Consider the following 15,212-nt stretch of genomic DNA (forward strand, 5'->3'; position numbering starts at 1 on the left):
GATTTAGAGATGAAATTTTCTAATATAAATAAATACGTAGCGGGTGCAGCGCTCACAGCCATCTTGGCGACAGCCTGTACCGGTGATTTTGAAGAAGTCAACGAGAATCCCAACGGTCCTGTTGTTATTCCGTCTCACCTGCACTTGCCTGCCATGATAGAGCAGACTGCGGATATTGTGTATGACATGTTCAACAGCGGTGATATGGGCGAAACATGGATCCAGCACTGGGCAAAAGTTCAATACAATGAAGAAGAACGTTACAACCCCCGCGTTACATCAATCAATAACTGGTGGGACCAATTGTATGCTCGTCCGTTGATGGACTCCAAAAAGATGTACCTGGCGGCCATTGACGAGCAAAATAACGTGACCAAAGGTGTGGCGCTGATCTGGCAGACCTATGTGTTCTCATTGTTGACGGACACGTTCGGCGACGTTCCGTACTCGGGAGCACTGCAGGCCGAAGAAGGTAAGACACTGCCCATGTATGACAAGCAGGAGGATATCTATCCTGCCATGGTTGACTCGCTGGAAGCGGCTGTAGGATACCTGGCAGGCCCCGGTACGTTGCCCGCGGCACAGGACATTCTGTACGGTGGCGATGTGGCGAAATGGGAAAAGTTTGCAAACTCGCTCCGCGTACGTCTGTTAATGAGAATGTCAGGTAAGGTGGATGTGGGTGCTGAGTTGCAAGCAATTGTAAACGGTGGTGCTATTTTTTCCTCCAATGCTGACAACAGCCAGCTGAATTATCGCGAGACCAATCCGAACGCAAACCCTGTTTGGAACAACGTTGTCTTTACTAATCGCCTGGAGTGGAGAATCAACGAAACGCTGGTTACACTCATGGACGGTCTGAGCGATCCCCGCCTGCCCGTATATGCGCAACCTAATGACGGGGGCGAAATTCGCGGTGCTGCGCCGGGCATCAACAACCCGACTGTAAACGGTTATGACTATGCCAATACTTCGATGCTCGGCGAGTATTTCCTCCGTCCGAACACACCGGGCGTATTCATGGACTATGCTGAGTTGAACTTCCTGCTGGCGGAAGCTGCAAAACGCAGCTTGATCGGCGGTGGCGACGCAACAGCGGCTTCATACTACAACGCGGGCGTTACGGCATCATTCGATACCTTCAAAGGATTCAAGAACGAAGACGGTTCTGTGGTAAACCTTGTTCCAGCAGATTACCTCGCAATTCCTGCAGTAGCATACGACGCGGCTAACGGCCTGAACAAGATCTACACACAGAAATACATTGCGCTGTACTTCCAGGGCATCGAAGCCTTCTCGGAATGGAGAAGAACAAAAGTTCCTGCGTTGAGCCCGGCCATTGATCCGATTGGCATCAACCAGATTCCGTCCCGCTATATCTACCCGTCTAATGAGCAAACGCTTAACGCTACCAACTACCAGACAGCGGTCGACAACATGAAGGGAGATCTGCTGACGTCAAAAGTTTGGTGGATGGAATAACAGGTGACAATACCTTTAAACGGAAAGAAATTATGACAATCAATTTTAATAAGATATTTTGTTTAATCGCTTTTTCCCTGACGGTGTTCTCGGCTTGTAACGAGTCGGAGGACCTGATCACGGAAGACGCTCGAGAAGGTGGCTTGCTAAATGCAACCAGCGCTTCCATAAACTATGTAGTAGGTAACCCGACTGGTCCGTACACGATCGAGCTTTGGGTAAACCAGGGCCGTCAGAAGACCCGCACGGTAAATCTGTACAAGTCGTTCACCAAAACTGTTACCTGGGAGATAACAGTTGGCGGTGAAACGAAAGATACTACCCGTACGTTTGTTTCAAACGAAGTACTGGCAGAAAGTATCGAGATCACCAACGACGAAGGCCACTTCGTTACTTCTTCGTATGATTTCAACGAGCTGATCAGTGGCTTGACCATCGGCAACCCCGACGGTACAACGGGCGCTTTGCCCGATAGCGATACGGAGTATCAGATTGGTGATCGCTGGATATTTCGCATCGAAAGCGTATTGGACGACGACCGCGCTGTGCAACAATCCTATACGGTGGGAATTAGTGTTTCAACACGCTATGCTGGTAAATATAGAGCCATTGTAGGTGAATATTACCGCATTGGAGTGCCGACGTATGGAACATCCGATTGGCCAGAGGAGACTGTTATCGAATCCGTGGATGCTACCACATACCGTGTTGTTGAGTATTTAGGGGCAGCTCCTTTTACAGGGAACACCTGGTACTTCCAAATCGTCGATGGCAAGATCACCTATCCGGATAAAACTCCCACAGGTGAAGATCAAGTTGGCAACGACCAGCCGTTCATAGACTGCGAGTCAAATCCGACCGATATGGCCGATGTACATTGCGCAACGAGCAATTTTGTAACAAACTCGCCTGACGGCAGAGATCGTCTGACGATGTCATTCGGTTACAATACACCCGGCTCAGGCCCCCGTACGTTCTACCAGGTGCTTGAGAAGATTGTTGAATAAAGCATTAACCTACAAGAATTATGAAGAAATTATATAGTCGATATATATCCATCCTGGGCCTGGCGGCTGCGTTCGCGGCTTGTAGCGACGATGATCAGACAGGTGACAGCATACTCACGCCGACAGCGCCGACGGTAAACATCACCATCGACCACCCGGAAGTAACGATGTTGGAAAAGGACAGCACTTTCACCTTTACAGTGACCCTCAGCACCCCGCAGATCGTTGACGTAGCCGTGTACGTTAACGTGACCGGCGGTGATGCTACCGAAGGAGAAGATTTTACCTATACCAGCCTGTTGAAGATCCCGGCAAACCGGACTTCTGCCAGCGGTCAGGTGAAGATCCTGGCGGATGATCTGCCGGAAGATAGCGAGACGCTGACCATCACCATCGGTGATGCTCAAACAGAGAACGCTACCATCACACCGCGAACAATGTCGTTCACGATCCAGAACGTATCGTCGGGCGACCTGCCGCTGACACTGTCGTGGAACGGTACGCTGTTCGATGCTACCGGCGCACCCATCGATCCGGACGATATCGCCGATATGATCCTGTACATCACAGACCTCGACGGTAACGTGCTTGAAACGATCGACGGTGCAAGCTATGAGGAGTTCCTGATGAGCAGTGATTTTGAAGATGGCGAATACCTGGTGAAAGCCGGTGTCTTTGCGGTGATCAACACCGGTGGACTTGGTGCTGTGCCGCTGCTGGATCTCTCTCTGGAGTATTCACAGGCTGGCGTTATGGAACCGGCGGTGCTGGAATTCCCCGCGTCCTTTGATCCCAACATCCTTTGTGGGACGAATATGTATACCCTGGCAAAGATTGTGAAAACAGGTACTTCGTATGAAGTAACCCGCCTCGGTGAAGCTCCTGTCAGAGACATCTCGGAGTACGTAGGATCGTACGACGCAGAAGAGCCTGGTTATGACGGCAGCCCTTACCCCGTGAACTTCACACAAGGCGCTACGAAAGGCATCCTGATCAATGACAATTTCTGGGATGCAGCTGTTTCGGTTGAATACCATGCTGATCTTTGCGACGCAGGTGTTATCACAATCCCCGAGCAGACGTTCGAAGTTGGTGGTACCGCGTACACGGTAACCGGATCAGGGGAATATTCAGGCGGAAACACAATCGTAGTGGAGTACACCGTGACAAATGCAGCTGGTCAAACACTTGACCACAACACCCACACGTTTACGAAAAATTAACAAAAGACGATAGTATTCGTCATTTACAAGAACAAATACTAAAAGGCTGGCCATCCACTGGCCAGCCTTTTACAGTTATAATAACAAGGAGCTTTAACGATAGTTATGAAAAAGAAAGATAGCTTGTTGATCGTCTTCGTAGGATTGATGCTGTTGCACACCGATCTGCTGGGACAGAATGTACTTGGCGGCGCCCAGGCCAGCGGCATGGATATGAATACCGGTCCGTACGGCACGATTAAGTCCTTTGGCTTTCCGGAGAAAGTCACCACCGGTAGCAAATATTTGTATAAGAACTGGAAGATTGGAACGCTTGAAGTCGATGCAGGCTCCGTAAAAGAGTATGGTATGAACATTGACCTTCAGAACGGCTATGTGGAGATCAGCACCGATATCGGTATTCGTACCGTACCGATGAAGGCCATAAAGACACTGACTGTAGGGCACGCGAACACCCGCGATCTGCAGACATTCGTTAGTACACAGAAATACGGCGGAACGCAAGTAGGAGCGGCTGGGCTTTTCGAAGTCCTGGTGCAGAACGATACCGAAACAACCTTACTGAAATATAATTTCGTAGAAGTAAAGCAAGCCAGCTATAACGCCGCGCTTGACATGGGTAACAACGAGATCAAATATGTGATCAAGGAAAAGTACTTCTTATCAAAGAACGGCAAGTTGGTGGAGGTTTCGCCGAACAAGAAAAAATTCCTGGAATCCTTCACCGGCGAAAATCGTACCCAAATTGAAAACTTTCTGAAAGAGCATAACGTGAAGCTCAAAGACCAGGAAGGCATCGTGTTGGTATGTAATTTCCTGAACGATCGGGATATTGCCCTGAATTAATAGGCTGCTGCCGGCCGGTTGTTCAGGATTATTTCCAAAATTTGCAGGGAATTTCTGGAAATAATGATCTACATCTCCCGTAAAGAACATTTTAACGCCGCCCACAAGCTCTACAATCCGCAGTGGACACCCGAGAAGAACGCGGAGGTATTTGGCCCCTGTGCCAACGAAAACTGGCATGGCCACAATTTCGAGCTTATAACCACCGTAAAGGGTCATCCAGACCCTGAGACAGGCTTCGTGGTGGACCTCAAGCGCCTCAGCACCCTCATTCGCCGGGAAGTGATAGACAAGCTCGATCACAAAAATCTCAACGTAGACGTCGATTTTATGCAAGGTAAGCTGGCCAGCTGTGAGAACCTGGTCGTGGAGATCTGGAAGATCCTGAACGCCCAGATCCCGACCATTACACGCTATGGAACGCTGCATTCGCTCCGCCTGTACGAGACTCCCCGGAATTATGTAGAGTACTTTGGCGAATAAATCGCAAAAGTCGTAACTCGCAAGCCATGCGATATTACATCATAGCCGGGGAGCGCTCAGGCGATCTGCATGCCGGTAATTTGGTTCGGGCCATTAAGCAATACGATCCGAACGCGGACTTCAAAGGATTCGGTGGTGACTACATGGCATCGGGTGGAGTAAAGCTCACCGTGCACTACCGGGACCTCGCCTTTATGGGCCTCGTCGAGATCCTCACCAGTCTGAACAAGATATCCCGTTACATCAAGCAGTGCAAGGCAGACATCGAGGCCTACAACCCCGATGTCATCATCCTGGTGGACTATGGGGGCTTCAATCGCCGTATCGCCAAATTCGGCAGGAAGAAGGGCATCAAGGTTTTCTATTACATACCGCCGAAAGTATGGGCCTGGTATCAAAGCCGTGCAAAAGAGCTAAAGGCAAACGTCGATCAGCTCTTCGTCATTCTTCCTTTTGAGAAAGATTTCTTCAAACGCTTTGATTGGGATGTGGATTACGTCGGCAACCCCGTGCTCGACGCGGTAAAGGCACACGCACCTGACAGGCAGTTCCCGGAGCGAAACAATCTTATGAACAAGGAGCCTTTGGTAGCCCTGCTACCCGGCAGCCGTAAACAGGAATTGCGCACCATCATTCCGTTGATGGCATCCGTGGTAGAAAAATTTCCGACGCGTCACTTTGCGGTGGCCGCTGTATCGAATCTCGATAAATCATTATATGATCCGTTGCGGCAGTACGCCAATGTCACGTTCATCTTTGAAGATACTTACAATTTGCTGCAGCATGCTCAGGCAGCCATTGTGACGTCTGGTACGGCCACGCTGGAAACGGCCCTGTTCCGGGTACCCCAGGTAGTAGTCTACAAAACGACCAGCACGATCAGCTACTGGCTGCTAAAACAGATCATCAAGGTTGAATACATATCGCTGGTAAACCTGATTGCCGGAAAGGAAGTTGTGAAGGAGATGATCCAGGGTGCCGCCAATCCCGAAGATGTATCGGCGGAGCTCACCCGCATGTTAGACAATGCGCCCTACCGGGAGACCATGCTCCAGGAATACGACCGTATCATAAGGATCCTGGACACTGGGTCGGCATCGGACAATGCCGCGCGGCTGATGACCCAATACCTGAAGAAAGCCGGAAAGTAGCCCGGTTAGGCTACTTTCAGCTTACTGTAATGTGATTTGCTAAATTTCTCTTCCGCGTATGCGCGGTTGATGACGAGCCTGTCGGTATTCTTCTCAGACGGAAGCTCGAACATGGCGTCGTTGATGATCGCTTCGCAAATGCTGCGCAGGCCACGGGCACCCAGCTTAAACTCCATGGCTTTCTCGACGATGAAGTCGATGGCGCCGTCTTTGAATTCAAGCTCGATGCTTTCCATATCAAACAGCTTGCGATATTGTTTGATGAGCGCGTTTTTGGGCTCTGTCAGGATCTTACGCAGGGCATCGTTGTCCAGCGGGTTCAGGTACGACACCACCGGCAAGCGGCCGATAAGCTCAGGGATGAGGCCGAAGCTCTTGAGGTCCTGCGCCGTGACGAACTGCAGCAGGTTGTCTTTGTTGATATCGGCAGGATGCAGGCCATCGAGACCCGCCACAAAGCCCAGGGGCCGTGTATTCAGGCGGTTACCAATGAATCGGGAAATTCCTTCGAATGCACCGCCGCAGATGAACAGGATGTTCTCCGTGTTGACGGTGATCATTTTCTGATCCGGGTGCTTACGGCCGCCCTGGGGTGGCACGTTCACCGCGGTGCCCTCCAGGAGCTTCAGCAGGGCCTGCTGAACGCCCTCGCCGCTGACATCGCGGGTGATGGAAGGGTTGTCGGATTTCCGCGCGATCTTGTCGATCTCGTCGATATAAACAATGCCGCGTTCGGCTGCCTCGACGTTGTAATCGGCGGCCTGGAGCAAGCGCGTCAAAATGCTTTCTACGTCTTCGCCGACATAACCGGCTTCTGTCAGCACGGTGGCGTCGGCGATACAGAACGGAACTTGCAGCATCTTCGCCAGTGTACGGGCCAGGTAAGTCTTACCTGTACCGGTTTCACCGACCATGATGATGTTCGATTTCTCGATCGTCACGTCGCTGTCGAGCTTGCGTTGCATCAACCGTTTGTAGTGGTTGTACACCGCTACCGACATGATCTTTTTCGCTTCGTCCTGACCGATGACGTACTCGTCCAGGAACTTCTTGATCTCTATCGGTTTGATCAGCTTGAAGTTGGGCGAAAAACCCGCCTCCGTCTTGCTTTTCTTCTCCTCGCTGAGGATCTGGTTTGCCTGCGTCACACACTTGTCGCAAATGTGTGCGTGGATACCCGAGATCATCAGATCAACATCTTTTTTACTTCTTCCGCAAAATGAGCAGGTAACTTCAGCCATGTTTTGTAGAGATTAGCAATGTGCAAATGTGCGCATTGAGAGTTTCAAAAATACCCAATAGTTAGCACATCTGCACAGTGACAAATCTGCCTTTAAATTAGTTTTTCTTACGTTCCAGAACTTCGTCGATCAGGCCATATTCCTTGGCTTCAGAGGCGCGCATCCAGTAGTCACGGTCAGAATCTTTCTCGATTTTCTCGTATTTGGCACCGCTGTGCTTGGCCAGGATATTGTATAGGTCCTTTTTCACCTCCAGGGTCTGCTTCAATGAAATTTCCATATCCGAAGCCTGACCTTGCATGCCACTCATGGGCTGGTGGATCATGACCCGGGCGTGCGGCAGAGCCGAGCGTTTTTTGGCCGCGCCGGCCGTCAGCAGCACGGCGCCCATCGATGCCGCCAGGCCGGTACAGATCGTGGCAACGTCGGGGTTTACATATTGCATGGTGTCATAAATGCCGAGGCCGGCATACACCGAGCCACCGGGGCTGTTGATGTACATAATGATGTCCTTTTTCGGGTCTGAAGACTCGAGGAAAAGCAGCTGCGCGGTGATCAGGTTGGCGATCTGGTCGTCAATACCCATTCCCAGGAAGATGATCCGGTCAGAAATAAGACGTGTAAAGACGTCGATCGCGCGGAAGTTGCCCGGCCGTTCTTCGATCACGTACTGCGTCATGTTCTGGATCTGCTGAGCATAGCTGTCGACGGTATTACCGCTCATGCCCAGGTGGTGCACAGCGTACTTTCTGAATTCGTTGTTATACTGCATAGTTAAAGATGAAATAATTACGTTTTAGGGGTCGAAATTATAGTAATCTTAGGCATCCAAGGTCACAAATCCAACCCTTTCGATCCTTAAACCCATTTAAAGCGAAAATGGTTTTAATTCCCTCCCGCAGGCGGAATTAAAACCATAGTCGTTTGGCCGGTGCGCTTTATTGCAGTCGTTGGCAACGGACCGCTACCAGCCTGAGTCCGTATCGATTAGTGCTTGTGCTCTTCGACGATCTTCTTAAACTCTTCTACCGACACTTTTTTCTCCTGTACGGTAATGTTCTCCTTGATCAGCTTCATGATCTTCTCGCCGCGAAGCTGGTTGTAGAGGCGCATAAAGTTCTGGCCGTTCTCGCTCTGCAGATAATTGTCGGCAATGGCATCCATCCGGTCACCCAGCTGGGCAGCAAACTGCTGGCCGCCAAACTGCGCCAGGATCATTTCTTTCGCTTTCTCGCGTACTTCCTCCGACTCTACGGTGACCTGCTTGTCTTCGGCGATCTTGTTTTTTACGAGGTCCCATTTCAGGCCGCGTGCGTAGGCATCAAACTCTTTTGCCAGTACATCGTCTGTTACCTGACCGTTGCTGGTGGACTTTAACCAGGTCTTCAGGAACTCCGCAGGCATCTCGATCTTGGTATTGTCGAGGTAATAATCTTCGATATGGTGGTCGAGGAAGTGTTCCGACTCGCGCTTGTAGTTCTCGCCAATCGTTTCCTTCACCTTCTCGATGAAATCCGCTTCGGTCGTTACCACGCCCGGGCCGAACACACGGTCAAAAAGCTCGGTGTTAACGGCAGCCGGCTCGTTATGGCTGATGTTGGTTACTTTGAAAATATAAGTTCCTTTGGCGTTTTTGGCTTCTTCTGCCGGGATGCCCAGCAACTGACCGGTAAGGCCTTCTTCAGCAAACAGCTTGCTTACTTCAAATTCTACCTCTTCGTCCTTCTTCACGCCAACAAACCTGGCTTGCTCTTTCTTGTTGACCTTTGCTACCTGCAGGAACGCGTATTCTTTTTTGAAGTCGCCTTCTTTTGCACGAAGCTCACCGGTCAGGTTATCGTCCGAGCCAGCAGCTTCCGGATAGGTCATGGTGCCAAAGCGGTTTTTGAGGTCGGCAATCGTTTCGTCGATCACTTTCTCGTCTACGGTGATGGAGTATCCCTGAACCTTCACTTTAGACGAAAGATCGTATGAGAAGTCTTCCACCATCCCAATTTGGTACTCGAACTCAAAATCGCGTTGCGTATCCCAGTCGATGCCAGCAGCTTTTTCCTGATTGGGCAGGGGTTCGCCGAGGATGCGTAGCTTATTGTCCTTGATGTAATCCGAAAGCTTGTGGGAGAGGAGGTGGTTGATCTCGTCCACCAGGATGGATTTACCGAACATCTTCTTGATCACCCCCGTCGGTACTTTGCCCTGACGGAAGCCTTTGATATTCGCCTTGCGCGAATAATCTTTCAGCTTTTCTTCCACATGGGGTTGATAATCACCTTCGGTTAATCTAATTTTAATTAGACCTTCAGTGCTGTTCTTTTTGTCCAGAATTATTTCCAAAGCTTAAAACGTTTGATTGTTTACCAGAGAAACCAAGAACCCTCTCTGCCCGTGTTTTTGTTATACGAACAGTGAGGGTTCAGCTGGTCCGGATGGAGGGACTCGAACCCCCACGCCTTTCGGCACCAGATCCTAAGTCTGGCACGGCTACCAATTACGCCACATCCGGAAAATGAGGCCGCAAATTTATGGAATATTCAGAAATAAAGAATAGTTTACGTTTTTAATTCACAAAGAGCTTACAAAAGAGGAAAAAACCTCGTTTATTGGTTCAAATCAGCGATTTCAGAAGATGGTAATCGATCAGGAGCAGGAGAAAAAAGAGATCATCAGCCGATACAGAAGATTACTACGCAAGGCTAAACCCATTTTGAAGGATGAGGATGCCAAATTGATCAAAAAGGCTTTTACGCTATCGCTGGATGCTCACAAAGACATGCGCCGCAAGTCTGGTGAGCCGTTTATTTTCCATCCCCTGGCCGTGGCCGAGATTTGCGTGGAAGAGATCGGCCTGGGCACGACCTCGATCATCGCCGCGCTCATGCACGATGTCGTGGAAGACACTGACATCGAGCTGGTGGACATCGAGCGGATGTTCGGCAAAAAGATCGCCAAGATCATCGATGGTCTGACGAAGATCCGCGGCGTTTTTGAATACGGCACTTCGCAGCAGGCGGAAAACTTTCGCAAGATGCTGTTCACGCTGTCGGAAGACGTTCGGGTGATCCTTATCAAGCTGGCTGACCGTCTGCACAACATGCGCACGCTCGACAGCATGCCCCGGCAGAAGCAGCTCAAAGTCGCCAACGAGACCATTTATCTCTATGCCCCGCTGGCCCACCGCCTGGGGCTGAACGCCATCAAAACCGAGCTGGAAGACCTGTACCTGCGGTTTACGGATAAACCGATCTATCAGTCTATCGCGCAGCAGATCGACGCTACCCGGTCGGCCCGGAACAAGTTCATCAAACAGTTCGTGGTTCCGATCAAGGAGGAGCTTGACAAGCTCGACATTCATTACGACATCAAGGGGCGCCCGAAGTCCATCCACTCCATCTGGAATAAAATGCGTAAGCAGAACATTCCCTTTGAGGAGGTATATGACCTGTTTGCCATCCGCATCATACTCGACACCAGCATGGAGCACGAAAAGGCGCTCTGCTGGCAGGTGTATTCCATCGTAACAGATTATTATACGCCCAACCCGGACCGCCTGCGCGACTGGATCAGCACTCCCAAGGCCAATGGCTACGAGTCGTTGCACACCACGGTCATGGCCAAGAACGGTCAGTGGGTAGAAGTGCAGATCCGTACCAAACGCATGGACGAAATTGCCGAGAAAGGCTACGCCGCCCACTGGAAATACAAAGACTCCAACACTACCGCCGAGTCCAACCTGGAGAAGTGGCTGGCCCGCGTCCGTGACCTGCTGGAACAAAACAATCACAATGCCCTCGACTTTGTCGACGACTTTCGCGGCAACCTGTTCAGCGACGAGGTATTTGTGTTCACGCCGAAGGGCGAGCTCAAAACATTGCCTTATGGCGCCACGGCGCTTGATTTTGCCTTCGAGATCCACACCCAGGTTGGATCGAAATGTATCGGCGCCAAAGTCAACAACAAGCTGGTACCGATCAACTACGTGCTGAAGAACGGTGACCAGATCGAGATCCTGACCTCGGCCAAACAGCGCCCGCATGAAGACTGGCTGCGCTTTGTGGTCAGCTCCAAGGCCAAGTCGCGCATTAAGGATGAGCTCAAGGAGGACAAAAAGAAATCGGCCGAGGAAGGCAAGGAGATCCTGCTCCGCAAACTGCGTCAGCTCAAGGAAGAGCCCACCCAGCAGTTTATGGAACAACTACGCGAGCATTTCAAAGTGCCCGCCAATTTTGAGTTGTATTACCGGGTCGGCCGGGGTTTTATCACCGCAGCCGACATCAAAAAGTTTGTCGAGAACAAACCCATTTCCCCCATAAAAAGCCGGCCCAACCTGCAGGTGGCCGACGCCAAGGCCATCGAGCAGGAGATCACCAAGATCAAAGGCCGCTACGAGGACATTCTGCTGGTTGGCGAGGACATGGACGTGGTAGACTACAAGCTGGCCAAATGCTGCACGCCCATTCCCGGTGACGACGTTTTTGGGTTTGTGACCGTATCTGAAGGTATCAAAATACATCGCACCAACTGCCCCAATGCGCCCGAGCTGCTATCGCACCACGGCAACCGGGTCGTAAAGGCCAAATGGACGTCCCAGCACGAGGTGGCATTCCTCACGGGTCTGAAGATCCGTGGCACCGACCGCGTGGGGCTCATTAATGATGTTTCCAAGATCATCTCTGAAGAACTGAAGGTGAACATGAGCTCCATGTCCATCCATACCGACTCTGGTATTTTTGAAGGCGAGATCATGCTTTATGTAAACGACACCCGCCATCTGGAGCAGCTGATCGAAAAGTTGCGGAGCGTGGAAGGTGTCGTAAAAGTCAGCCGTTTCGATTCCAAGGAATAATACGATTGCTCCTGTAGCGATTATGTCAGGGATAGGTGAAGGATAGCTATGGGATAGCTTTGATACGGGTAATGTACGGCTTTGGTACGGCTTTGATACGGGTAATCTACGGGTTTGGTACGGCTTTGATACGGGTAACCCCCGGACTAAAGGCAGGCCGAAGCCGGGGTTGTAGCACTGATATGGCAGTATTGTAGCAGAGTTACGGCACAGTTGAAGCAGCCTAAAGAGGGCTGCCACAGCTCTGCTACATCCCAGGTCAGGCAGTGCTTGCCGTGTGCCGTTAATATGCCTTTGGCCTGAAAAAGCTGCTATCGCTTCCCCCGATTCCCCTCAACCACTTCTTTTAAACTCACTAAATCGTTGGAAGACAATGCTTTTGGCCGAAAGTGTAAGTCCCCTGGTGCTAAATTGGCATATCGATTAAAACTGATTATTTTTGCCCGTTAATTCATGGCATTAAATCCGAAATTATACGACGAGGTCAGGAAGATCTTTACGGCTTACCTGGAAAACAAGGAGCTTCGCAAGACGCCTGAGCGGTACGCCATACTCGAGGAAATCTACACCCGTGATGGCCACTTTGATGTAGAGTCGCTCTACATCAGCATGAAGAATAAGAACTACCGCGTAAGCCGGGCGACAGTCTATAACACGCTCGACCTGCTGGTGGAATGCGACCTGGTTAGCAAACACCAGTTTGGAAAAAACCTGGCGCAATACGAAAAATCGTACGGTTATAAACAGCACGATCACCTGATCTGTACCGAATGTCACAAGGTGGTGGAGTTTTGCGATCCGCGCATCCAAAACATTCAAAACACCGTGGAGGAGATCCTCCATTTCAACGTGATGCACCATTCGTTGATCCTGTACGCTGCCTGCACCAAAGTGGATTGTGAGCATCGCCAGGCGGCTTCAAACTAAGCACAAGACACTATGAACTTCAATCACCAAATAACCGGGAGCAAACTGGCCATACGCCTGTCGGGCGACCTGATCGGCGAAGATAATGGCGCTGCCGTCATCGAGATCGTTAATAATGCCATCCAGGAAAAGGCGCTGACCTGCATCATCGATATTTCCGAACTGCGCTACATCAACAGTAGCGGTATTGGTGTGCTGATCACGATCCTGACGAAGTTCCGCAACAAAGGCGGTGAGGTTTATCTCATGAAGCCGTCGGAAAACGTGCAGAAGCTGCTGGTCATTACCAAGCTTAACGCCATCTTCCAGATCATACAATCGGAAGCGGAAATCGCAAAATAATTTTCAGATCAATAAGAAATTTCACGGATGTCTAAGGTAGATGTTTTATTGGGCCTTCAATGGGGAGACGAAGGCAAAGGGAAGATCGTTGACGTACTGGCCCCGAAGTACGATGTAGTCGCCCGTTTTCAGGGTGGGCCGAACGCCGGTCATACGCTGGAGTTTGACGGCATCAAGCACGTGCTGCATCAGATCCCCTCGGGCATTTTTCGTGAAACCACACGCAACGTTATCGGTAATGGCGTGGTGCTCGATGCGGTGATCTTCAAAGCCGAGATCGAAAAGCTGGCCAAGTTCAACCTGAACGTTAAGAAGAATCTTTTTATTTCTAAAAAGGCAACATTGATCCTGCCTACGCACAGGCTACTGGACGCGGCCTATGAAAAAGCAAAAGGCGAGAATAAGATCGGCTCGACCTTAAAGGGCATCGGTCCGACCTACCAGGACAAGATCGGCCGTCAGGGCCTGCGGGTGGGGGATATCCTCTCGGCAGATTTCAAAGACCGCCTGAAGCGCCTCACCGATGTACACTTTAAGATCCTGAAAGATCACGACGTAACGTACAACTGGGCGGAGCTGGAAGCACAATTCCTGGATGCGGTGCAATTCCTCAAAGAATTTAATCTCATTGAAAGCGAATATTTCCTGAACCGCGAGTTGAAAGCCGGATCATCGATCCTGGCAGAGGGCGCGCAAGGGGCGTTGCTCGACATCGACTTCGGCAGTTATCCGTTTGTAACCAGCTCGAATACCGTCACGGCGGGAGCTTGTACCGGTCTGGGTATTGCCCCCCGGCATATCGGTGAGGTATACGGCATCTTTAAGGCCTATAGCACCCGCGTTGGCAGCGGCCCATTCCCGACAGAGCTGCTGGACGCCGACGGTGAAGCTATGCGCAAGGAGGGCAATGAGTTCGGTTCTACTACCGGACGGGCACGCCGTTGCGGCTGGATCGACCTGCCATCATTGAAATATTCTATCATGATCAACGGTGTGACGCAATTGTTGATGATGAAAGCGGATGTGCTGAGCATCTTTCCGAATATAAAAGTGTGTACGCATTACGCGTTAAAAGACGGTTCGGTGACCGATACAATCCCCTATGAGATCGTGCACGAAAAAATTTCTCCTGTTTATACAGAATTAAAAGGGTGGACGACGGACCTTCGTCAATCGAAAGAAAGTTTGCCTGCGGAGCTAAACGATTATATAAAGTTCCTGGAAACAGAGCTTCATGTTCCTATTACGTTGGTGTCGACGGGACCGGATCGTACCCAAACAATACACCGTGAGAGCGTCACTGCGTAATTTTTTCGCAGCGGAATTTGCAAAACGAAAAACACCTGCTACATTTGCATCCCCAATCGCTGGAAGGGCGACGGGGATGCAAGAGGCGAAAGCCGAGAAAAGCAAAAGACACTTGACGTATTGAGGAGATTCTGGTTGGATCTGAAGGATTGTTTCTCTTCGTGGAGAGATAAAAAAAGAAGAAAAAAAGTTAGCCAGAATGTTGCAAAGAGGAAAAAGCTTCTTACCTTTGCACTCCCAAAACGAAAGAGGGCTTCGAAGATCAGAAGGATTGACGGAGAGAAAAGTTGAAAGGTTTAAAAACTGTTAAAGGTTTGCGACCACGGTTGGTCGAAGTCGGAATGGATAAGTGATTTGAG

At 50.5% G+C, this 15,212-nt stretch carries 13 protein-coding genes and 1 tRNA gene; 10 read left to right on the top strand and 4 right to left on the bottom strand.

Annotation, left to right across the window (positions count from 1 at the left end; all coding sequences use genetic code 11):
* The first annotated feature begins 9 nt into the window (after nt 1-9).
* The 6 genes from KK078_RS23865 to lpxB all read left to right on the top strand — a co-directional run bounded on the left by KK078_RS23865 (nt 10) and on the right by lpxB (nt 6,192).
* The gene (locus KK078_RS23865; RefSeq protein WP_254092842.1) at nt 10-1,482 is read left to right on the top strand and encodes a SusD/RagB family nutrient-binding outer membrane lipoprotein; all 1,473 of its coding nucleotides are present in this window, start codon (nt 10-12) and stop codon (nt 1,480-1,482) included.
* Between the two features lie 32 nt (nt 1,483-1,514).
* Nucleotides 1,515-2,489, top strand: coding sequence for a hypothetical protein (locus KK078_RS23870; RefSeq protein ID WP_254092843.1), 975 nt, complete (start codon nt 1,515-1,517; stop codon nt 2,487-2,489).
* A gap of 20 nt (nt 2,490-2,509) precedes the next feature.
* Entirely contained in the window at nt 2,510-3,712 is a 1,203-nt protein-coding gene (locus tag KK078_RS23875; protein ID WP_254092844.1) for a Calx-beta domain-containing protein, read from the top strand.
* Between the two features lie 105 nt (nt 3,713-3,817).
* Complete coding sequence (locus KK078_RS23880; RefSeq protein WP_254092845.1) at nt 3,818-4,558, top strand: hypothetical protein; 741 nt, start codon at nt 3,818-3,820, stop codon at nt 4,556-4,558.
* Between the two features lie 63 nt (nt 4,559-4,621).
* Nucleotides 4,622-5,041: a 6-pyruvoyl trahydropterin synthase family protein gene (locus KK078_RS23885; protein ID WP_254092846.1), complete on the top strand. Its 420-nt coding sequence runs from the start codon at nt 4,622-4,624 to the stop codon at nt 5,039-5,041.
* A gap of 26 nt (nt 5,042-5,067) precedes the next feature.
* Entirely contained in the window at nt 5,068-6,192 is a 1,125-nt protein-coding gene (lpxB, locus tag KK078_RS23890) for a lipid-A-disaccharide synthase (RefSeq protein WP_254092847.1), read from the top strand.
* A gap of 5 nt (nt 6,193-6,197) precedes the next feature.
* Here lpxB and clpX read toward each other — a convergent pair whose 3' ends face one another.
* The 4 genes from clpX to KK078_RS23910 all read right to left on the bottom strand — a co-directional run bounded on the left by clpX (nt 6,198) and on the right by KK078_RS23910 (nt 9,936).
* Nucleotides 6,198-7,433 (bottom strand): ATP-dependent Clp protease ATP-binding subunit ClpX, encoded by a 1,236-nt coding sequence (gene clpX, locus KK078_RS23895; protein WP_254092848.1) that lies wholly within the window; start codon nt 7,431-7,433, stop codon nt 6,198-6,200.
* Nucleotides 7,434-7,530: 97 nt separating this feature from the next.
* Complete coding sequence (locus KK078_RS23900; protein WP_317195986.1) at nt 7,531-8,205, bottom strand: ClpP family protease; 675 nt, start codon at nt 8,203-8,205, stop codon at nt 7,531-7,533.
* Between the two features lie 215 nt (nt 8,206-8,420).
* A complete protein-coding gene (tig, locus tag KK078_RS23905; RefSeq protein WP_254092849.1) occupies nt 8,421-9,767 on the bottom strand; it encodes a trigger factor in 1,347 nt (448 codons plus the stop codon).
* Between the two features lie 84 nt (nt 9,768-9,851).
* Nucleotides 9,852-9,936: transfer RNA gene (locus KK078_RS23910), tRNA-Leu, on the bottom strand.
* Nucleotides 9,937-10,059: 123 nt separating this feature from the next.
* On the opposite strand from KK078_RS23910, the gene KK078_RS23915 reads away from it, so the two are divergent.
* The 4 genes from KK078_RS23915 (at nt 10,060) to KK078_RS23930 (ending at nt 14,853) form a co-directional block, all read left to right on the top strand.
* Nucleotides 10,060-12,276, top strand: a complete 2,217-nt coding sequence (locus tag KK078_RS23915) for a RelA/SpoT family protein (protein WP_254092850.1) — start codon at nt 10,060-10,062, stop codon at nt 12,274-12,276.
* A gap of 453 nt (nt 12,277-12,729) precedes the next feature.
* Entirely contained in the window at nt 12,730-13,203 is a 474-nt protein-coding gene (locus KK078_RS23920; RefSeq protein ID WP_254092851.1) for a Fur family transcriptional regulator, read from the top strand.
* A 12-nt stretch (nt 13,204-13,215) separates the two neighbouring features.
* Nucleotides 13,216-13,545, top strand: a complete 330-nt coding sequence (locus KK078_RS23925) for an STAS domain-containing protein (RefSeq protein ID WP_254092852.1) — start codon at nt 13,216-13,218, stop codon at nt 13,543-13,545.
* Between the two features lie 27 nt (nt 13,546-13,572).
* The gene (locus KK078_RS23930) at nt 13,573-14,853 is read left to right on the top strand and encodes an adenylosuccinate synthase (RefSeq protein ID WP_254092853.1); all 1,281 of its coding nucleotides are present in this window, start codon (nt 13,573-13,575) and stop codon (nt 14,851-14,853) included.
* Nucleotides 14,854-15,212: the final 359 nt, after the last annotated feature.

The organism is Dawidia soli (assembly GCF_018598185.1).
GTDB lineage: Bacteria > Bacteroidota > Bacteroidia > Cytophagales > Cyclobacteriaceae > Ohtaekwangia > Ohtaekwangia soli.

Bases quoted from the DNA above. Each gene is read 5' to 3' on its own strand.
- KK078_RS23865 (WP_254092842.1), top strand. From the start codon at position 10: ATGAAATTTTCTAATATAAATAAATACGTAGCGGGTGCAGCGCTCACA.
- KK078_RS23870 (WP_254092843.1), top strand. From the start codon at position 1,515: ATGACAATCAATTTTAATAAGATATTTTGTTTAATCGCTTTTTCCCTG.
- KK078_RS23875 (WP_254092844.1), top strand. From the start codon at position 2,510: ATGAAGAAATTATATAGTCGATATATATCCATCCTGGGCCTGGCGGCT.
- KK078_RS23880 (WP_254092845.1), top strand. From the start codon at position 3,818: ATGAAAAAGAAAGATAGCTTGTTGATCGTCTTCGTAGGATTGATGCTG.
- KK078_RS23885 (WP_254092846.1), top strand. From the start codon at position 4,622: ATGATCTACATCTCCCGTAAAGAACATTTTAACGCCGCCCACAAGCTC.
- lpxB (WP_254092847.1), top strand. From the start codon at position 5,068: ATGCGATATTACATCATAGCCGGGGAGCGCTCAGGCGATCTGCATGCC.
- clpX (WP_254092848.1), bottom strand. From the start codon at position 7,433: ATGGCTGAAGTTACCTGCTCATTTTGCGGAAGAAGTAAAAAAGATGTT.
- KK078_RS23900 (WP_317195986.1), bottom strand. From the start codon at position 8,205: ATGCAGTATAACAACGAATTCAGAAAGTACGCTGTGCACCACCTGGGC.
- KK078_RS23915 (WP_254092850.1), top strand. From the start codon at position 10,060: ATGGTAATCGATCAGGAGCAGGAGAAAAAAGAGATCATCAGCCGATAC.
- KK078_RS23920 (WP_254092851.1), top strand. From the start codon at position 12,730: ATGGCATTAAATCCGAAATTATACGACGAGGTCAGGAAGATCTTTACG.
- KK078_RS23925 (WP_254092852.1), top strand. From the start codon at position 13,216: ATGAACTTCAATCACCAAATAACCGGGAGCAAACTGGCCATACGCCTG.
- KK078_RS23930 (WP_254092853.1), top strand. From the start codon at position 13,573: ATGTCTAAGGTAGATGTTTTATTGGGCCTTCAATGGGGAGACGAAGGC.